At 67.2% G+C, this 19,911-nt stretch carries 11 protein-coding genes; all 11 read left to right on the top strand.

Annotated elements, in window-relative coordinates:
* Positions 1 to 185 precede the first annotated feature (185 nt).
* The 11 genes from E0L17_RS00310 to E0L17_RS00360 all read left to right on the top strand — a co-directional run bounded on the left by E0L17_RS00310 (position 186) and on the right by E0L17_RS00360 (position 19,816).
* The gene (locus tag E0L17_RS00310) at positions 186 to 1,799 is read left to right on the top strand and encodes a mannitol dehydrogenase family protein (protein ID WP_167929305.1); all 1,614 of its coding nucleotides are present in this window, start codon (positions 186 to 188) and stop codon (positions 1,797 to 1,799) included.
* Between the two features lie 45 nt (positions 1,800 to 1,844).
* A complete protein-coding gene (gene uxuA / locus E0L17_RS00315; protein ID WP_167929306.1) occupies positions 1,845 to 2,927 on the top strand; it encodes a mannonate dehydratase in 1,083 nt (360 codons plus the stop codon).
* 161 nt (positions 2,928 to 3,088) lie between these two features.
* Positions 3,089 to 4,504, top strand: coding sequence for a glucuronate isomerase (uxaC, locus tag E0L17_RS00320; RefSeq protein WP_167929307.1), 1,416 nt, complete (start codon positions 3,089 to 3,091; stop codon positions 4,502 to 4,504).
* Positions 4,505 to 4,784: 280 nt separating this feature from the next.
* The gene (locus tag E0L17_RS00325) at positions 4,785 to 5,825 is read left to right on the top strand and encodes a sugar kinase (RefSeq protein WP_167929308.1); all 1,041 of its coding nucleotides are present in this window, start codon (positions 4,785 to 4,787) and stop codon (positions 5,823 to 5,825) included.
* Between the two features lie 22 nt (positions 5,826 to 5,847).
* On the top strand, positions 5,848 to 6,489 hold the full coding sequence (gene eda, locus E0L17_RS00330; protein WP_286163177.1) for a bifunctional 4-hydroxy-2-oxoglutarate aldolase/2-dehydro-3-deoxy-phosphogluconate aldolase: 642 nt from the start codon (positions 5,848 to 5,850) through the stop codon (positions 6,487 to 6,489).
* A 326-nt stretch (positions 6,490 to 6,815) separates the two neighbouring features.
* Positions 6,816 to 8,780 (top strand): glycoside hydrolase family 2 protein, encoded by a 1,965-nt coding sequence (locus tag E0L17_RS00335; RefSeq protein WP_167929309.1) that lies wholly within the window; start codon positions 6,816 to 6,818, stop codon positions 8,778 to 8,780.
* 463 nt (positions 8,781 to 9,243) lie between these two features.
* A complete protein-coding gene (locus E0L17_RS00340; RefSeq protein WP_167929310.1) occupies positions 9,244 to 10,206 on the top strand; it encodes a hypothetical protein in 963 nt (320 codons plus the stop codon).
* A 419-nt stretch (positions 10,207 to 10,625) separates the two neighbouring features.
* Positions 10,626 to 13,871: a glycoside hydrolase family 3 C-terminal domain-containing protein gene (locus E0L17_RS00345; protein WP_167929311.1), complete on the top strand. Its 3,246-nt coding sequence runs from the start codon at positions 10,626 to 10,628 to the stop codon at positions 13,869 to 13,871.
* Between the two features lie 4 nt (positions 13,872 to 13,875).
* Positions 13,876 to 14,325 carry a hypothetical protein gene (locus E0L17_RS00350; RefSeq protein WP_167929312.1) on the top strand — a complete coding sequence of 150 codons (450 nt, stop codon included), beginning with the start codon at positions 13,876 to 13,878 and terminating at the stop codon, positions 14,323 to 14,325.
* Between the two features lie 399 nt (positions 14,326 to 14,724).
* A complete protein-coding gene (locus E0L17_RS00355) occupies positions 14,725 to 17,721 on the top strand; it encodes a glycoside hydrolase family 3 C-terminal domain-containing protein (protein ID WP_167929313.1) in 2,997 nt (998 codons plus the stop codon).
* A 493-nt stretch (positions 17,722 to 18,214) separates the two neighbouring features.
* Positions 18,215 to 19,816 (top strand): MFS transporter, encoded by a 1,602-nt coding sequence (locus E0L17_RS00360; RefSeq protein WP_167929314.1) that lies wholly within the window; start codon positions 18,215 to 18,217, stop codon positions 19,814 to 19,816.
* Positions 19,817 to 19,911 lie beyond the last annotated feature (95 nt).

Consider the following 19,911-nt stretch of genomic DNA (forward strand, 5'->3'; position numbering starts at 1 on the left):
CAATCTGCAGACCGCTCGGACACTCAAAGCGAAATACCGACCGCTGGCGGATTCCCGGCAAAACCTCGGGGAGTCACTGTTGAGTTGAAGGCACGCTCAAACTAATATATCAGTTCAAGGGGGAACCGACGGGCCCCGTGCGACGCCGACATCAGCGCCGGCGGGCGAGAAGGACGGAGGAGCAGATGGCAACACTCAAGAACTGGCAGGAGAGCCGCGACGAGCTCGAGGGCAAGGGGGTGTGCGTGCCCCAGTGCGACGTCGACGCCCTGCGCAAGGCGGGCGCCGAGCAGCCGGTGTGGATGCACTTCGGCGGCGGCAACCTCTATCGCGCCTTCCACGCCCAGATCGCCCAGGACCTCGCCGACAAGGGCCTGCTGAACCGCGGCGTGGTCGTCGCGGAGACCTTCCGCCCGTTCACGATCGACGAGGTCTACGCCCCCTACGACAACAACATCCTGCAGGTCGTCATGAACGCCGACGGCACGCTCGACGAGCGGGTGCTCGCGGTCACGGCCGGCGCCATCTTCGCGAACGCCGACCGCCCGACCGACTACGCCCTCGCGCGCCGCTACTTCGAGAGCCCCGACCTGCAGATGGTCACCTTCACCATCACCGAGAAGGGCTACGGCCTCACCGACGCATCCGGCAGGCTGCTGCCCTACGTCGCGGCCGAGATCGAGGCCGGCCCCGCGCACGCCACGAGCTCGATGGGCATCGTCTGCGCGCTGCTCGTCGACCGCTTCGAGGCGGGCGCCGCGCCCATCGCCATGGTCTCCACCGACAACTTCTCGCAGAACGGCCGCCGCTTCCAGGAGGCCATCCTCACGATCGCCCGCGGCTGGCTCGAGCACGGCCACGTCACGCAGGACTTCGTCGACTACGTCTCGGACGAGTCGCGCGTGAGCTTCCCCTGGTCGATGATCGACCGCATCACCCCCAACCCCTCGCCCGAGACCGAGGCCGCCCTCAGGGAGCAGGGCTGGGAGGACCTCGACCTCATCAAGACCTCCGGCCCGACCTTCGCCGGCTTCGCCAACACCGAGGCGGCCCACTACCTCGTCATCGAGGACTCGTTCCCCAACGGCCGGCCCGCGCTCGAGGAGGGCGGCGTGATCATGTGCGACCGCGAGACCGCGGAGCGCGCGGACACCATGAAGGTCACGGCCTGCCTGAACCCGCTGCACACGTGCCTCGCCGTCTACGGCTGCCTGCTCGGCTACACCCGCATCTGGCAGGAGATGGAGAACCCCGACCTGGTGGCGCTCATCAGGAAGCTCGGCTACGACGAGGACCTTCCCGTCGTCGTGGACCCCAAGGTCATCGACCCCAAGACCTTCATCGACGAGCTGCTCGCCGAGCGCCTGCCCAACAAGAGCCTGCCCGACGCGCCGCAGCGCATCGCGGCGGACACCTCGCAGAAGGTGCCCATCCGCTACGGCCACACCCTGAACGCCTACCTCGAGGCGGGGCGTGACGTCTCCGGCCTCGTGGCCATCCCCCTCGTGATCGCGGGGTGGCTGCGCTACCTGCTCGCCGTCGACGACAGGGGAGAGGCCTTCGAGCCGAGCCCCGACCCGCTGCTGGCCGACCTCAGGGCCCAGCTCTCCGGCATCTCGCTCGGCGAGACCGACCCCGCCAGGATCCACGAGGCGGTCAGCCCCATCCTGTCCAACGCCGAGATCTTCTCGCTCGACCTCTACGAGGCCGGCCTCGGCGAGAAGATCGAGGGCATGTTCGCGGAGCTCAACGCCGGTCCCGGCGCCGTCGCCGCGACCATCGGAAAGTACGTCGGCTAGGCAAACGAAGGACCGGGCGCGCGCCCGGAGAGAGAGGAGAGGGACATGGAGCTCACCTTCCGCTGGTACGGCCCCAACGAGGAGAAGATCACGCTCGAAGAGATCAGCCAGATCCCCGGCTGCAAGGGTATCGTCGGCACGCTCTTCGACATCCCCGCGGGCGAGGTCTGGCCGCGCGAGCGCATCCACGAGCTGCGCGAGATGGTCGAGGCCCACGGGCTCACGCTCAAGGTCATCGAGTCGGTGAACGTCTCCGACGACATCAAGATCGGCACCGACAAGCGCGACGAGCACATCGAGAACTACAAGGAGACGATCCGCAACCTCGCCGCCGAGGGCGTCAAGGTCATCTGCTACAACTTCATGCCGGTCTTCGACTGGGTGAAGTCCGACCTCGACTACGTCCTGCCCGACGGCTCGCGCACGCTCGCCTTCGTCAAGGCGAACATCCCCGACGACCCGCAGGTCATCATCGACCGCGTGGCCAACGGGTCGGGCGACTTCACGCTTCCCGGCTGGGAGCCGGAGCGCCTCGCGCAGGTGCGCGCGCTGCTCGACGCCTACAAGGACATCGACGACGACAAGCTGCGCGAGAACCTCGTCTACTTCCTCGAGGCCATCATGCCGACCTGCGAGGAGTGCGACGTCAAGATGGCCATCCACCCGGACGACCCGCCCTACTCGCTCTTCGGCCTGCCGCGCATCATCAAGAACCGCGAGGACCTCGACTGGCTCTGCACCGCGGTGGACACGCCCTACAACGGCATCACGCTGTGCTGCGGCTCGATCGCCGAGGAGCCGGGCAACGACATCTACGACATCCTCGCTGAGTTCACGCGCCGCGGTCGCATCCACTTCGTGCACATGCGCAACATCAAGTACATCTCCCCGGATGAGCCGGGCAACAAGGACTTCTACGAGGCCCCGCACCCCAGCCCCTGCGGCTCGCTCGACATGTACAAGATGATGAGGGCCCTCCACGACAACGGCTTTACGGGCTACATGAGGCCCGACCACGGCCGCATGATCTGGGGCGAGACGGGACGCCCGGGCTACGGTCTCTACGACCGCGCCCTCGGCATCGCCTACATCAACGGAATGTGGGAGGCAATCGAGAAGGGCGCGTAGGCCACCCCAACGGGGCGTGCCGCACATGCCCCGTCCTCAAACAGCGCTGCGCGAACTGCGGGCGGGGCATGTGCGGCACGCCCTGACCGCAGTTCGCGCCCTTCTCGGTTGCTCCCACGCGATTCCCACCCTCTGGCTTCTGGGAGAAAGGGGACTCTTCCATGCTGCTGAACGACGACTTCCTGCTGACAACCGAGTGGGCGCGGAGGCTCTTCCACGACCACGCGGAGAAGATGCCGATCATCGACTACCACTGCCACCTCGACCCGAGGCAGATCTACGAGGACGTGCACTTCTCGGACCTCGCCCAGCTCTGGATCTGCGACAACGGCGCGGGCGACCACTACAAGTGGCGCCTCATGCGCGCCAACGGCACGCCCGAGCGCCTCATCACCGGCGACGGCGAGCCCTACGAGAAGTTCCTCGCCTACGTGGACACCATCGAGCGCGCGCCCGGCAACCCGCTCTACGAGTGGAGCCACCTGGAGCTGCGCCGCGCCTTCGGGATCGACCTCACGATCTGTCGCGCCAACGCCGACGAGATCTGGCGCCGCGCCAACGAGCGCATCGCCGAGGCGGGCTTCTCCGCCAAGGGCCTCATCCGCGCCTTCGACGTCCGCTGCGTCTGCACCACCGACGACCCGGCGAGCGACCTCGCCTGGCACAAGCTGCTCGCCGCCGAGGAGGCCGAGAACGGCTTCAAGGTCCTGCCGACCTTCCGCCCCGACGGCCTCATGGGCATCGACAAGCCCGACTTCGCCGCCTACCTCGCGCGCCTCGCGCAGGTCTCCGGCGTGGCCGTCACCGGCTGGGAGAGCCTGAAGGCCGCCGCCGCCCAGCGCGTCGACTACTTCCACGAGGTCGGCGGGCGCCTCGCGGACCACGGCATGAACTCGTTCACCTATGTCGGCGCCACCGAGGACGAGGTGGCCGGCATCGTGGCGCGCGCCCTTGCGGGCGATGCCCCGAGCAAGACGGAGGTGGACGCCTACCAGAGCGCGCTCACGCTCTTCCTCATGGGCGAGTACGAGCGCCACGGCTGGACGCTCCAGCTGCACGCCAACGTCTTCCGCAACGCCAACTCCCGCGGCTTCGCCGCGCTCGGCGCCGACGCCGGCTTCGACTCCGCCGGCGACCAGCCGGGGCTCGTGGGCCAGCTCGCCCTGCTCCTCGACGCGGCCAACAGCGCCGAGGCCCTGCCCAAGACGATCATCTACACGCTCGACGAGTCCCAGTACATGGGCATCGCCACGCTCATCCAGTCCTTCCAGGGCGGCTGCCGCCAGCGCCTGCAGCTCGGCTGCGCCTGGTGGTTCTTCGACCACTTCGCCGGCATGAAGAGCCAGCTCACGATGTACGCGCAGGAGAGCCTGCTCGCCAACTTCACCGGCATGCTCACGGACTCCCGGAGCTTCCTCAGCTACCCGCGCCACGAGTACTTCCGCCGCGTCCTGTGCCACACCGTCGGCGAGTGGGTCGAGATGGGCCGGCTCCCCGAGGACGAGGCCTACCTCGGCGGCCTCGTGGAGGACATCTGCTACAACAACGCGCACGACTACTTCGGCTTCTTCGAGTAGGGGCCGGCGCCATCGACGCCCGCTTCCCGTTTCCGTCGCCGGGGCCCCGCAGATCAGCTCCGCGGGGCCCCGGCGACGTTTCTTGCCCGGGAAGCGTCGCCAGCGCCCCGCACGGCGACTCGGCGGGGGTCCGGCGACGCTTTCGGGGAGCTGGGGGGCGCGGGCCGGGGTCCTGCCGCCCGTCGAATTGCGGCGCCGCTCGCTGAACCGTCGTGATGGGGGCGGCGCCCAGCGGATAAACTACTCTCATTAGTGATATATCACAGGGCAAGGAGATACCATGGCTGATGATGCTACGGGCCGCAGAAAGGTCCTTGCGCTCGGCGAGATCATGTGCCGCCTCTCCGTGGGCGGCGGGGTGCGCCTGGCGGACGCCTCGTCCTTCGACGCGCACTACGGCGGCGCGGAGGCCAACGTCGCCGTCTCGCTCGCCAACTTCGGGCACGACGCCGCCTTCGCCACGAAGGTGCCGGACAACCCGCTCGGCGACGCGGTGGTGCGCCACCTCCGCAAGAACGGCGTCGACGCCTCCCAGGTCCTTCGCGGGGGCGCGCGCCTCGGCACCTACTACCTCGAGATCGGCACCGCCAACCGCGGGTCGGTCGCCGTCTACGACCGCGCCGGCTCCTCGTTCGCGACGATGGCGTCCTGCGAGTGGGACGTCGACGAGCTCCTCTCCGGCGTCGGGCTCTTCCACGTGACGGGCATCTGCCCGGCGCTCTCCGCGTCCTGGCGCGCGCTCACGCTCGAGCTCGTGCGCGCCGCCGCCGAGCGGGGCATCCCCGTGAGCTACGACGTCAACTTCCGCGGCAAGCTCTGGACGTGGGACGAGTGCATGGACGCCTTCCGCGACGTCCTGCCCTACGTCACCTACCTCGCCGCGAGCTGGGGCGACGTCCAGAGCGCCCTCGGCCTCGAGCGCACGCCCTGGAGCGAGGAGGCCATGGTCGCGGCCTACGACGCGCTCGTCGCCGCGCGCCCGGGCGTCCGCGCCATCTACTGCACGCGCCGCGTCGCGCACTCGAGCAGCTCCAACGACCTCACCGGCTACCTCTACACGGCCGACGGCACCGGCGCCGCGGGCGCGCTCGCGCGCTCCCGCACCTGGCACGTCGAGCCCATCGTGGACCGCGTGGGCGGCGGCGACGCCTTTGCCGGCGGCGTGCTCCACGGGCTTCTCGCCGAGATGGCGCCCGCGGACGCCATCGAGTTCGCGGCGGCCGCGAGCGTGCTCAAGCACAGCGTGGCCGGCGACGCCAACCGCTTCACCGCTGCCGAGGTCACCGACTTCATGGCCAGCGGCGCCGACGTCAAGCGCTAGCAACCCAGGAGGGGAGACGCACATGTACATGGATAGCTACTACGAGAAGGTCGAGAGGCTCGCGATCATCCCGGTCGTCGTGCTGGACGACGCCGCCGACGCCAGGCCGCTCGCCGACGCCCTCGTGGCCGGCGGGATGCCCTCGGCCGAGGTGACGTTCCGCACGGCCGCGGCGGCCGACTCCATCCGCGCCATGCGCGAGGCGCACCCGGACATGGCGGTGGGCGCGGGCACCGTGCTCAGCGTCGAGCAGGTCGACGAGGCCGTCGACGCGGGCGCGGAGTTCATCGTGAGCCCCGGCTTCGACGAGGAGGTCGTGCGCCACTGCATGGAGCGCGAGCTCCCGGTCTTCCCGGCCTGCGTCACGCCCACGGAGGTCATCGCCGCGCGCAAGCTCGGCATCCACGTGACCAAGTTCTTCCCGGCCGCGCAGTACGGCGGCCTCTCCACCATAGGCGCGCTCGCCGCGCCCTTCGTGGGGCACCGCTTCATGCCCACGGGCGGCGTCTCTCCGGCCAACGTGGCCGAGTTCCTCGCGAGCCCGCACGTGATCGCCTGCGGCGGCACCTGGATGGTCAAGGCCAACCTCATCAAGGAGGGACGCTTCGACGAGGTCGAGCGGCTCTGCCGCGAGGCCATGGAGATCGTGGCCACGGTGCGGTAGCGCGCCGCGCGTCCTTCTCGCGCGTCCCTGTCGGCGGCGGGCCCCTGCGGGCCTGCCGCCGCCTTTCTGCCGCATTCCGCCCTCGCCGCTCCCGGTCCGTCCGGCGCCCAGGGGATGAGTGACGGGTTTTGGACGGATGATGCCCCTCTGAGCGCCCTGTCCATCCAAAACGCGTCACTCGCCCTCATTTCTGCCCGATATCCCGCTCAGGCGTCCAAACCGTCCGGTCAGGGGTACGACACCGGAAAGGCCGCGTTATGCGCTAGACTAATATATCAGTTGGAAGTGCCGTACTGGAGCGGCGGGGAGCCGAGGAAAGAGGGAGCATGCGCACGTATACGAACCTGAACGCGGGCTGGACCTTCACCAAGCCGGGGGACGCCCCGATCACGGTGGACGTCCCGCACACCTGGAACAACCTTGACGGCCAGGACGGCGGCAACGACTACTGGCGCGGGACCTGCGCCTACGAGCGCCGCTTCACGGTCCCGGCCTTCGACCCCACGAAGCAGGTCGTCTACCTCGAGTTCGAGGGCGTCAACGCCACGGCCGACGTCGAGGTCAACGGGATCGCCTGCTGCCACCACGACGGCGGCTACTCCACCTTCCGCACCAACGTCACCGAGCTCGTGAAGCCCGGCGAGAACGGCCTGCTCGTCCACGTGGACAACTCAAAGAACGACCGCGTCTACCCTCAGAAGGCCGACTTCACCTTCTACGGCGGCATCTATCGCGACGTCAAGCTCCTCGTGGCCGACGCCACGCACTTCTCGCTTGACTACCACGGCGGCCCCGGCATCGCCGTCACGCCCAAGATCGCCGACGGCGAGAAGGACGCGGACGTGCGCGTGCAGACCTGGGTGGACGGCCCTGAGGCCGACTCCGCGGAGGTCCGCGTGACCCTCACCGACGCCTCCGGCGCCACGGTGGGGACCGCGACCGGCACCGACGTCACCCTCGCGCTGCCCGACGCGCACCGCTGGGACGGCCTCGACGACCCGTACCTCTATGCCGCGAAGGCGCAGCTCGTCGTCGCCGGCACCGTCGTGGACGAGGTCTCCACGCGCTTCGGCGTGCGCAGCTTCTCCTATGACGCCAAGGGCGGCTTCTTCCTCAACGGCCGCAGCTACCCCCTCCGCGGCGTGTGCCGCCACCAGGACCGCAAGGCCCTCGGCAACGCCCTCACGGAGAAGGAGCACCGCGAGGACATGGCCCTCATCCGCGAGATCGGCGCCAACACGCTGCGCCTCGCGCACTACCAGCAGGCCCAGTTCTTCTACGACCTCTGCGACGAGGCCGGCATCGTCGTGTGGGCGGAGATCCCCTACATCTCCGAGCACATGCCCAACGGCCGCGAGAACACCATCTCGCAGATGACCGAGCTCATCACCCAGAGCTACAATCACCCCTCGATCGTGTGCTGGGGCGTCTCCAACGAGATCACCATCTCCACCAAGGACAAGGCGGACATGCTCGACAACCACCGCGTCCTCGACGAGCTCTGCCACAAGCTCGACCCCACGCGCTTCACCACGCTGGCCTGCTACGCCATGTGCGGGCCCTTCAACAAGTCCGCCTTCGTGACCGACGTCGTGAGCTGGAACCTCTACCTCGGCTGGTACGTGCCGGGCCTCTTCCTGAACGACCTCTGGTTCGGGTTCTTCCACCTCGTGCACCCCAACCGCGTCATCGGCATGTCCGAGTACGGCTGCGAGGCCATGCCCAACCTCCACTCCTCGCGGCCGCGCCGAAACGACCACACCGAGGAGTACCAGTGCGTGTACCACGAGTACATGCTCAAGTTCTTCGCCAAGCACCCGTACCTGTGGGCCACGCACGTCTGGAACATGTTCGACTTCGCGGCCGACGCGCGCGACCAGGGCGGCGAACCCGGCATGAACCACAAGGGCCTCATCACCTTCGACCGCAAGACCAAGAAGGACTCCTTCTACATCTACAAGGCCTGGTGGAGCAACGAGCCCTTCGTGCACCTGTGCGGCAAGCGCTACGTCGACCGCGCCGAGGAGGCCACGAGCGTCAAGGTCTACTCCAACCAGAAGGAGGTCACGCTCTTCGTCAACGGCTCCAAGCTTGAGACCCGCCGCGAGGACCCCAAGAACCCGCACGTCTTCACGTTCTTCGTCCCGCTCAAGAAGGGCGAGAACAGCATCGAGGTCACGTCCGGCCAGCTCGCCGACTCCGGCACGATCCGCCGCGTCGACACGCCCAACCCCGACTACGTGCTCCAGAAGAAGAGCACCCAGAAGTCCAACTGGGCGGACAACGAGTAGCCTAAGCCCGACCATCCTTCCCGGGAACGCCCCGGCGCCGCGCGCGTCGGGGCGTTCCCGTTCTTCTCGCCAGCCCTTCCGGATACGTACGCGCCCCGTCCGGGTACGTACACCTCCTCTCCGGGTACGTACGCGCAGCGGGGGCTGTGGGCACCGGCATCCCGAAGAACCCGCAGGTAGAGGGCGGGCGAGAAGAACATCAAGCCGTAAACCTCGTACGTATCCGGAGGTGGGGTGTACGTATCCGGGAGAAGGCCTGGGCACCCGGGGGTGCGCCCGGGCGGGGCGGCATCTGGAGAAGCCGTGACGCCGGATGTCGTCGGGCGAATCGCCGCATATGAGAAACTGTTGCGCACCGTGGGCCATGAGCTGCGGTGGCATGCATCTCGGAAGGGCCTTCTCGCAAGGGGCGTCAGCGTCGTGCGCGCTTGGTGCAAGGGGCCGGGAAGCGCCCATCGCTAGCATGGGCGCCATGATTACCGTATGTGACATATCGGCACTTGCGCGCTGGGGAGAGGTCGGCCTGGCGCAGCGGCTGGGGGAGCCATGTCCCGAGCCGCCGGAAAAGGCGTGGTCCCTCGCCTCGGCGGCGGCCCTCGGGGCAAACGACCTGCGCGGCGCACGCATCGAGGCAACGGAGGCGCGCCCCCTCCACATCCTCGTGAGCGGGGAGGCGAGAAGGGTGAGGACGCCCGTGGTGCGCTGCCACATCTGGTCGACCGCGCTTCCCCCTGACGCGCTCTACCAGCTTACTGACGAGGTCCTTCTTGCCTCGCCGGCCTTCTGCCTGCAGCAGATGGCCGCGCGCTCGAGCCTTGCGCGGGCGGTTGCGGTGGGTACCGAGATATGCGGGAGGTACGCGCGCTCCCCGCGGGCCAAGGACGGCTTTCACCGCAGGCCGCCGCTCATGACTCCCGACGAGCTCGCCCGGCGCTTTGCGGACGCCCGCGGCTATGGGACGCGGCGGGCGCGCGAGGCCGTGGCGTTTGTCGTGGCCGGCTCGCGCTCTCCCATGGAGACGGTCGTCGTCCTCCTGTTCACGCTGCCCGTCGAGGCGGGCGGCTGCGGGCTGCCCGCGCCGCGGCTCAACGCCACCATAGAGATTCCCGCCTCGCTGCAGCTGGCCCTGGGGAAGCCGTACCTCGTCGTCGACCTCTGCTGGGAGGAGCTCGGGATCATCCTCGAGTACGAGAGCTACCTCTTCCATCGCACCAGGCAGCAGATAGACTCCGACAGCGCGCGCAACGAGGGGCTCCGGGACCTCGGCTGGATGGTCCGCTCCGTGACGGAGGGGATGCTCGCGGACCCGCAGATGCGCCGGGAGCTCGTCGAGAAGGTCTCCGCCCGCGCCGGGATCCGCCTGCCGACGGACGAGGACTACTGGCTCCGTCAGGAGGCGCTCGTGCGGGAGCTCCTCGCCCTCTAGCTCCACCTCTCCGGGTACGTACACGCCCCCTCCGGGTACGTACGAAGTTCACGGCTTGATGTACTTCTCGCTAAGCACTTTACCTGCGGATTCTTCAGAAGTGCTGCGCCTGCCGGCTTTGTGGCGTGTACGTATCCGGGGGAGGGGCGTACGTACCCGGAGGAATCGCCTCGGCGTCGGCCGCGCCCCGCCATCTACCGCAGGGCGAGAAGAACCGTCCGCTGGCGGGTCGCGAAGATTATTTTCCACCCCCGCGGGCGGTTTGTGGTTAAACTGATATATCAGTTTCCAGCCGCCCCGTGGAGGGAGGGGGAATTCCCGTACGGGACGCGGAGCGCACGCAATGCGAACGCACGCAGAGAAAGGAAGGGAAGGTACATGCACGACGTAAGGGAAAGCGTACAGAGGGGGGATCTCTCATGAGCAACGATGCTCGTCCCAAGACGCTGGTGACACGCCGCGGCCTCTTCGGCCTCGGTGCCCTCGGCGCCTCCGTCGCCGTGGGCGCGGGCGGCGTCATGGAGCAGTTCGCCTCCACGCTCGACACCAACCTCGGCACCCAGAGCGAGAAGCTCACCTCCCAGAGCACGGAGAACGAGCCCCTCTATGAGGCGTTCAAGCCCTCCGACGAGGTTCTGAACGAGGACGGCACGGGCAACTCCCACGCGCTCATCCAGAAGGCCATCGACCTCAACCGCAAGCAGGCGGCCGAGGGTGCGGTCCTGATGAAGAACAGCTCCGAGGAGGGGAGGGGCCTGCCGCTCGCCGAGGGCTCCAACGTGACCCTGCTCGGCATCAGGTCCCACATGCCCATGCTCGGCTCGAGCTTCGGCCTCAAGCTCTACGGCCCCTGCATCACGCTCGAGCAGGCGCTCACCCAGAGCAAGACCGACTTCGCCAACACCATCACCACGAACGTCGACCGCAGCACGGGCGCGATCGCCCCGACCATCTCCGCCTGGTCGGGCGACGAGTTCGACTTCGACGGCGCCGGCTTCAACGTCAACCCCACGATGGTCGACGCCTATGAGGCGCTGGGCGAGTCCTTCCCGCACGCCACGTGCGAGATGACGGTCACGGAGTACGACCCGAAGGAGCCCGGCGTCGCCGACATCGAGGGCGTCAACGGCGACTTCCGCTCGAGCTTCGCCGAGTACGGCGACGCCGCGATCGTGGTCATCTCCCGCCCGTCCGCCGAGTCGATCGACTACCTGCCCGGCAGCGTCGTGGCGGGCCTCGGCGCCGACGAGCCGCTCCAGCTCACCGACAACGAGCGCGCCGCGATCGACCTCGCCAAGGAGTGCTCCGACAACGTCGTGGTGATCCTGAACACCGCCAACGCGGTCGAGATCAGGGACCTCGCCGACGACCCGGACGTCTCCGCCATCCTGTGGATCGGCTTCCCGGGCTGCTACGGCATGCTCGGCGTGGCCGACGTGCTCTGCGGCAAGGTGAGCCCCTCGGGCGCCCTCACGGACACCTACGCCACGCACAACCTGAGCGCCCCCGCCATGCAGAACATGGGCGACTACCACTACGCCAACACCGACGTCCTCACCCGCAAGGGCGGCATGTTCGGCGACCTGTCCTCGAACTACGTCATCGAGTGCGAGAGCATCTACGTTGGCTACAAGTACTACGAGACCCGCTACTTCGACCAGGTCATGGGCCAGGGCAACGCGACATCGGCCGCCGGCGCGACCGCGGGCGACACGTGGAACTACGCTGACGAGATGGTCTACCCGTTCGGCTACGGCCTCTCCTACACCACCTTCAGCCAGGAGCCGGTCGGCGAGCCCGAGCTCGAGCTGACCACGCTCGACAACGGCGCCACCACCGCCTACGTGACCTTCAACGTCAACGTCACCAACACCGGCGACACGGCGGGCAAGTCCATCGTCGAGGTCTGGGGCCAGGCCCCCTACACCGCGGGCGGCGTGGAGAAGTCCGCGATCCAGCTCCTCAACTTCGAGAAGACCGACGAGCTCGAGCCCGGCGCCTCCCAGCAGGTTGCCGTGAAGGTCGACCTCCAGTACATCGCGAGCTGGGACAGCTCCCACGAGAACGAGGACGGCACCCAGGGCACCTACGTGCTCGACCCGGGCATGTACTACTTCGCGCTCGGCAACGGCGCGCATGAGGCCGTGAACAACGTCCTGGCCGCCCAGGGCGTCGAGGCGAGCCGCCTTACCGGCACCGGCGACGCGGCCAAGGTCTGGTCCATGGCCATCACCGAGGCCGAGGTGCCCCGCACCGCGCTCTCGATCTCCAAGAACGGCTACCAGGTCTCCAACCACCTCGAGACGGCCGACTGGAACTACTTCCAGCCCGGCGAGGTCACCTACCTCTCCCGCTCCGACTGGGAGGGCACCTGGCCTGTCGAGTACGCCGAGATGACGCTTGAGAACGAGCAGCTCATCGACTACCTCAACGGCCACTACTACGAGGTCAAGACCGACGACGACGTCTCCGGCATCACCTGGGGCGCCGACTCCGACCTCATGATCTGGGACATGGCCGGCAAGACCTACGACGACCCCGCCTGGGGCGAGCTGCTCGACAAGATGACCCTCGAGGAGGCGCTCTACCTCGCCACCTTCGGCGGGCCCTCCATCCCCGGCGTCGAGTCGATCGGCCTGCAGGAGCACTACCTCACCGAGAACGCCGGCAACGGCATCGTCATCGCCCTCAACGCCACGCAGGACTCCAACGCCCCGTGGACCATCGGCGCGGACGACCCCAACGGCGCCTGGAACGGCGCGGTCTTCGGCAACGCGCCCCTGACCGCCGCCTCGTTCAACAACTCCCTCTACTACGAGATGGGCGAGTTCATGGGCGAGGAGTCGCTGTTCACCGGCATCGCGATGCTCTGGGGCCCGGGCCTCAACATCCACCGTCAGCAGTACAACGGCCGCAACGGCGAGTACTACTCCGAGGACCCCGTGCTCTGCGGCAACACCGCCATGGAGTACTCCATGGGTGCCCTCGAGTACGGCCTCATCGCGTCGCCGAAGCACTTCGCCTTCAACGACCAGGAGACCAACCGCTCCGGCGTGGCGCCGTACATGACCGAGCAGCAGGCCCGCGAGGGCGAGCTGCGCGGCTGGCAGATCGCCTTCGAGGCCACCGACTACGACACCGAGGACCACAACGCCAACATGACGGGCCTCATGACGTCGTTCTCCAAGATCGGCCCGGTCGAGTGCACCTGCTCCACCGGCCTCATGACCGACATCCTCAAGAACGAGTGGGGCTTCCGCGGCTACGCCGTCACGGACATCTACGACGACACCGACCTCTGGGCGGCCGTCCTGGTCTCCGGCACCACCTGCTTCGACACCCGCGGCATCTCCGGCTTCTATGACTCCACCACGCTCGAGAACTGCTCGACCTTCGCCAACCAGGTCGACGGCATCTCCATCGGCGTGGACAAGGTCAAGGGCGACGCCACGGTGCAGGCTGCCGTCAAGGAGTCCGCGCACATGATCCTGTACGCCATGACCCAGTCCAACCTCACCAACCGCTACAACAGCACCACGCACATGGAGCCGCAGCTCACCTGGTGGCGCGGCGCGTACATCGGTGCGGCCGCCGCGTTCGGCGTGCTCGCCGTGGGCGCAGCCGCCTCCGCGGCCATGAGCTCCAAGAAGAGTAAGGAGGCGTAGGGGCATGTCCACCACTACCGCTAAGAAGGGAATCGGCTTCTTCATCGAGGCCGTCGCCCTGGTGCTCGCCGTCGTCGGCATCGTCGCCATGGTCGTGAGCGGCAGCATGGGCGTTGGCTATGAGTTCCCCAACATGCCCGTCTACCTCGTCCTCTCGGTCTTCGCTATCGCGCTCGTCGTGGTCTCGATGACGCTCGACGCCAAGAGTGCCGACAAGGGCCCCGGCATCGTGTCTCTTCTCGCCCTCGGCGTCGCCGTCTTCATCCTGGCGTACGCCGGCATCCAGGTCGTCGCGTCCCGAGCCCTCAACATCTCGGCGATCTTCTCCTGGAACTCGGGTGACACCACCGGCTGGAACATGTTCTATGCGGCCGCGGCCTCCGCGGGCTGCATGGTGGTCTCGGCCGTGCTGCTCACCGTGGCCGGCTTCATGCCCACCTTCAAGCGTCGCTAGGTCCGTCCGCAGAGCCTGCCGACCGACCGGTCGGCAGGCAGCACGGGGCCGCGGGGACACGTCTCCGCGGGCCCCTTCTCATGCCTTGGGCCGCCGCGGCGGCGGACGGGCCCGCGCCGCGCGCGGGGACCTGCCGCAGGGCGAGAAGAACCGTCCGCTGGCAAGGTTGAGGAGGCATTCTCACAAGTTTGTGAAGAATCTGCGACTAATCTGATATATCAGGTTATGAGCTCCCCTCGGTACGGGGGAGCGCCGGTGGGTCATGGCGGCAAGCGTTTCCGCGTCATGGAAGGGAGGGGAGTCTTGCGCCCCGCGATGTCCCTCGAGGCGACGCGACCGCACGGGGACGGGCGCGTCGCGGCATAGCGCACGCATTGGAAAGGAAGGGGGATGCCAAGCATGAGCAACCCAACTAAGAAGCGGAAGGGGAAGGTGTTCTGGGGCGTGCTCGCCGGCGTCGGCGTCGTGCTCACGGGCGCCCTGGCGTTCGGTACGAACTACGCGCTCAGCAACGCAACCGTAGTCAACACCTACCTCGACACGCCGACCTCGCAGGTCGTCAAGGGCGAGGACGACGGCACCGACACCAACTACTTTACGAGCGCCTTCGAGACCGAGGAGGAGCTCTCCGAGTACGAGCAGGGCATCGCCGAGCAGGTCGAGGCTGAGGGCGCGGTCCTCCTCATGAACAACGGCGCCCTGCCGCTCGCCAAGGGCGACAAGGTCAGCGCCGTGAGCCACTCCTCCGTGGACATCGTCTACGGCGGCACGGGCTCCGGCTCCGTTGACGCCTCGAGCGCCCCGACGCTCCAGCAGTCGCTGACCGACGCGGGCCTCGAGGTCAACCAGACCCTCTGGGACTTCTACCTCTCCGAGGAGATCGACGGCACCTACAGCCGCCTCATGGCCGGCGACATCGCTGACGACCCGCAGGCCTCCAAGGAGTTCGGCGTCAACGAGGTGCCTTGGGACAAGGTCCTCGCGGGCGCGGGCGACTCCTTTGCCGAGTACGGCGACGCGGCGATCTTCGTGATCTCCCGCTCTGGCGGCGAGGGCGCCGACCTGCCGATGGGCGACAACGGCCAGGGCCTCGACTATACGAGCGGCGTCGAGGGCAACTACCTCGAGCTCACGCAGGAGGAGCAGGACAACCTTGCCGGCCTCAAGGCGCTCAAGGACGAGGGCACCATCTCCAAGATCATCGTGCTCATCAACTCCTCCAACGCCGTCGAGGTCGACTTCCTCAACCCGGAGGTCTGCGGCGTTGACTACGGCATCGACGCGGCGCTCTGGATCGGCGACCCGGGCCAGGTGGGCCTCAACGCCGTGGGCGACATCCTCGTGGGCGACATCAACCCGTCCGGCAGCCTCGTCGACACCTACACCTACGACAACCTGTCCTCCCCGGCGGCGCGCAACTTCTACCCGCTGCAGTACGAGGGCTGGGAGGGCTACGGGCTGGGCACCGACTCGGCAACCGGCCGCCCCAACTACAACGTCAACAACTCCTATAACGTCTACCAGGAGGGCATCTACGTAGGCTACCGCTACTACGAGACCCGCTATGAGGACGCCGTCATGGGCACCGGCAACGCCGGCGACTACGACTACGCGAGCACCGTGGCCTTCCCGTTCGGCTACGGGCTCAGCTACACCGACTTCACGTTCTCCAACTTCCAGGTGAGCGAGGGCACCGACGCCTTCACCGTGACCGTCGACGTCACCAACGCGGGCGACGTGGCCGGCAAGAAGGCCGTCCAGGTCTACCTGCAGTCCCCCTACACCGAGTACGACCGGCAGAACGGCGTTGAGAAGGCCGCCATCGAGCTCGCCGGCTACGCCAAGACGGGCCTGCTCGAGCCGGGCGAGACCCAGACCGTCACCATCGACGTCGACAAGACCGAGCTGAGGGCCTATGACGCCAACGGCGCCAAGACCTACATCCTCGACTCCGGCGACTATTACCTCACCGTCGCCACCGGCGCCCACGAGGCCCTGAACAACGTGCTCGCCGCCAAGGGCTACACCGTGGCCGACGGCATGACCGCCGAGGGCGACGCCGCCATGGCGTGGAAGTGGACCAACCCGACGCTCGACACCGAGGTCTTCTCCACCTCCGCGGCAACCGGCGCCGAGATCACCAACCTCTTCGACGAGGCCGACCCCAACAAGAGCTCCGTCGAGCCCGGCGAGGTCACCTGGCTCTCCCGCTCTGACTGGGAGGGCACGTTCCCCACGGAGAACATCGTCCTGACCGCCAACGATGCTCTCGTCGAGTCCATTAAGGACGTCAACTACGACGCCGCCACCTATGACGGCGAGTATGCCGGCGCCGAGATGCCCACGCTGGGCGCTGACAACGGCATGACCCTTGCGCAGATGATCGGCAAGGACTATGACGACCCCGACTGGGAGCCCCTGCTCGACCAGATGACCTTCAGCGAGATGAACAACCTCATCACGCTCGGCTTCCACACCACCGCCGAGGTCCAGTCCGTCTCCAAGCCCAAGACCAACGACGAGAACGGCCCGCAGGGCTTCACCGCCAACGTCGTGGGCGGCGGCTCCGGCATGGCCTACACCTCCGAGGACGTCATGGCCGCCACGATGAACGACGAGCTCATCAACACCATGGGCTCCTGCATCGGCGAGGACGTGCTCTGGGCGGGCTACTCCGGCCTCTACGGCCCGGGCGTCAACATGCACCGCACCCCGTACGGCGGGCGCAACTTCGAGTACTACTCCGAGGACCCGTTCATCGCCGGCCACATCGCCGCCGCCGAGATCCAGGGCATCCAGTCCAAGGGCGTCTACGTCTTCATGAAGCACGCCGCCCTCAACGACTCCGAGACCTACCGCATGGGCCAGAGCGTCTGGATCAACGAGCAGGCCGCCCGTGAGATCTACCTCGAGACCGTCGAGACCGCGGCCGTCGAGGGCGACGCCTCCGGCGTCATGAACGGCTTCAACCGCTGGGGCACCAAGTGGTGCGGCGAGTACGGTGCGCTGCAGGATGGTTTCCTCCGCGGCGAGTGCGGCATGGAGGGCGCCTTCATCACCGACATGTCCGCGTTCAGCGAGTACATGAACCCGATGGACGGCATGCTCGGCGGCTCCGACCTCTGGGACAACATGTCCACGGCGGTTCAGACCACCATGCTCGCCGAGTACGAGGACGACCCGGTGATCGTCTCCGCCATGCGCGAGGCCTCCCACCGCATCCTCTACACCGTCGCCAACTCCAACGCCATGAACGGCATGGGCCCGAACGACACCATCGAGCCCGTCACCCCGTGGTGGCAGACCGCGCTCTACGCCCTGACCGGCGTCTTCGCGGTGCTCACCGTCGGCGCCGTGGTCATGTGCGTCCGCGCCCCCAAGAAGGGCGTCCAGTAGGGGAGGGCTGCCTGAGAAAGGCGCCTCCGGCACGTGGTCGAGCCTGGGCCCCGCGGGTTCTTCTCGCCCGCGGGGCCCTCTCTGTGAGGTGGCGTTGCGGGATCTGGGCTTGTGGCAGCCGCACCCCTTGCAGCGTTGTCGGATTTGGGGTTATGGCAGGCGAGAAGAACGACGAGCTGCGGCTCTTCTCATTGTCGTTGCGAGGATTGGGGTTATGGCAGCCCACACCCTGCCATAACCCCAATCCCCGCAACGACAAAGCCACGTCGATCGCCATAACCCCTGGTCTCGCAGCGTCGCGACAGGCCGACGCCGAGTGGCCGGTCCTTCTCGCCTCGACAGCCGCCCACGGGACCACCCACGCCGCTGTTTCCGCCGCTCGCGGAAGAAGCCTGTTTTTGAAGATTCTATTGGCCTGTTCACGCTAAACTGATATATCAGTTAGAGGGGCAAGAAGCCCCGTGGAAGGGCCGCAACAACAAGGGGAGAGTGTATGGCAGAAAAGACAGCGCAGGCGCCGCATCACAATGCCGGTGCCACCAACCGGGCGAAGATGTACCAGCTCGTCCTGTTCCCGTTCAACAACGGCGCGACGAACGTGTACTACGTCCTGCTCATGAACTACATCGCCTACTATGCCAACGGCGTGCTGGGCCTGCTTCTGGCCTTCGCGACCACCATGGTCACGGTCACACGCATCTTCGATGCCGTGATCGACCCGTTCATCGGCGTCTTCATCGACCGCACCGAGACCAAGATCGGCAAGTTCCGCCCGTTCATCATCCTGGGCAACGTGGTCATGGCCGTCTCGTCGCTGCTGCTCTTCTACGGCACGCGCCTCATCCCTGCTGACATGGAGCTGCTGCGGTATGTGGGCTACACCCTCTGCTACATGCTCCTCATGGTCGGCTACGCCATGCAGACCTCCTGCACGCGCTCCGGCCAGACCTGCCTCACCAACGACCCCAACCAGCGCCCGACGTTCACGATGTTCAACACCATCGCGTCGCTCGTCGGCATGGGCGTGACCATGGCCACCGCCTCCATCGTGGGCGGCCAGGTCGGCTTTGGCACCGAGGCCTTCTTCAACTTCCTCATCCCGCTCGTCATCATCCTCTCCGCCGCCCTCACCGCGCTCGCCGTCGTCGGCATCGCCGGCAAGGACCGCAAGGAGTACTGGGGCTTCGGCGAGTCCGAGGGCGAGAAGACCCAGCTCAAGATCAAGGACTACATCGAGATCGTCAAGGGCAACAAGGAGCTCCAGCGCCTCATGGTCGCGGCCTCCGGCACCAAGTTCGCCTTCGCCGTCGCCACCAACACCACGGTCGGCGTCCTGCTCTATGCCTGCATGATGGGCGACTACAACCAGTTCTACCTGCCCATGTACGTGATGGGCTACGTCTTCTCCGCTCCGTTCTTCATCGGCGGCCTGCGCATCAGCCAGAAGTTCGGCCAGAAGAAGACCCTCGTCACCTTCACCTCGGTCGCTCTCATCTGCTACATCGGCGTCGTCGTGCTGCTTGGCATGTGGAACCCCAACGACCCGGCGTTCGGCCTCTCGCTCTGGAGCACCGAGGGCGGCTTCCACCTTACGCTCAACGCGTACACGCTCATCTTCATCGTGCTCTATGGCCTCGGCTACGGCGCCTACTACTCCACCGCCGACATGGCCATCCCGATGGTCGCCGACGTCTCCGACTACGAGATGTTCCGCTCCGGCAACTACGCCCCGGGCGTCGTGGGCACGCTCTTCTCGTTCGTTGACAAGCTCGTGAGCTCGCTCTCCACGACCGTCGTCGGCATCGCCATCACCGCCGTTGGCCTTGCCACGCTGCCCGACACCGACACCCCCTACATGGAGGGCATGAACGTCCTCACGATCGTCCTGTTCTGCATCATCCCCATCGTCGCGTGGATCCTCACCCTCATCGCCATGAAGGGCTACAAGCTCACCGGCCCGCGCATGAAGGAGATCCAGGCCGTCAACGCCTGCCGCAAGGACGCCATCGCCGACGGCATGACCGTCGAGAAGGCCCTCGAGACCTACAAGGACGTCGAGGACATCCCCGCGGAGTACAAGGCCTCGCTCTCGTAGCGCCGCCGCGCTCTGGCGCAACCTAGATAGCGTCTCCTCCCTGGGGCGTCCGGTCTCTGCCATGCACCGGACGCCCCACTCCTTTGAGAGGGCGT

This window comes from Olsenella sp. SW781, assembly GCF_012027725.1.
In the GTDB taxonomy this organism is placed as follows: Bacteria; Actinomycetota; Coriobacteriia; order Coriobacteriales; family Atopobiaceae; genus Thermophilibacter.

What these genes read in the sequence shown, in the direction of transcription:
- E0L17_RS00310 (WP_167929305.1), top strand. Translation starts at nt 186, where the DNA reads ATGGCAACACTCAAGAACTGGCAGGAGAGCCGCGACGAGCTCGAGGGC.
- uxuA (WP_167929306.1), top strand. Translation starts at nt 1,845, where the DNA reads ATGGAGCTCACCTTCCGCTGGTACGGCCCCAACGAGGAGAAGATCACG.
- uxaC (WP_167929307.1), top strand. Translation starts at nt 3,089, where the DNA reads ATGCTGCTGAACGACGACTTCCTGCTGACAACCGAGTGGGCGCGGAGG.
- E0L17_RS00325 (WP_167929308.1), top strand. Translation starts at nt 4,785, where the DNA reads ATGGCTGATGATGCTACGGGCCGCAGAAAGGTCCTTGCGCTCGGCGAG.
- eda (WP_286163177.1), top strand. Translation starts at nt 5,848, where the DNA reads ATGTACATGGATAGCTACTACGAGAAGGTCGAGAGGCTCGCGATCATC.
- E0L17_RS00335 (WP_167929309.1), top strand. Translation starts at nt 6,816, where the DNA reads ATGCGCACGTATACGAACCTGAACGCGGGCTGGACCTTCACCAAGCCG.
- E0L17_RS00340 (WP_167929310.1), top strand. Translation starts at nt 9,244, where the DNA reads ATGGGCGCCATGATTACCGTATGTGACATATCGGCACTTGCGCGCTGG.
- E0L17_RS00345 (WP_167929311.1), top strand. Translation starts at nt 10,626, where the DNA reads ATGAGCAACGATGCTCGTCCCAAGACGCTGGTGACACGCCGCGGCCTC.
- E0L17_RS00350 (WP_167929312.1), top strand. Translation starts at nt 13,876, where the DNA reads ATGTCCACCACTACCGCTAAGAAGGGAATCGGCTTCTTCATCGAGGCC.
- E0L17_RS00355 (WP_167929313.1), top strand. Translation starts at nt 14,725, where the DNA reads ATGAGCAACCCAACTAAGAAGCGGAAGGGGAAGGTGTTCTGGGGCGTG.
- E0L17_RS00360 (WP_167929314.1), top strand. Translation starts at nt 18,215, where the DNA reads ATGGCAGAAAAGACAGCGCAGGCGCCGCATCACAATGCCGGTGCCACC.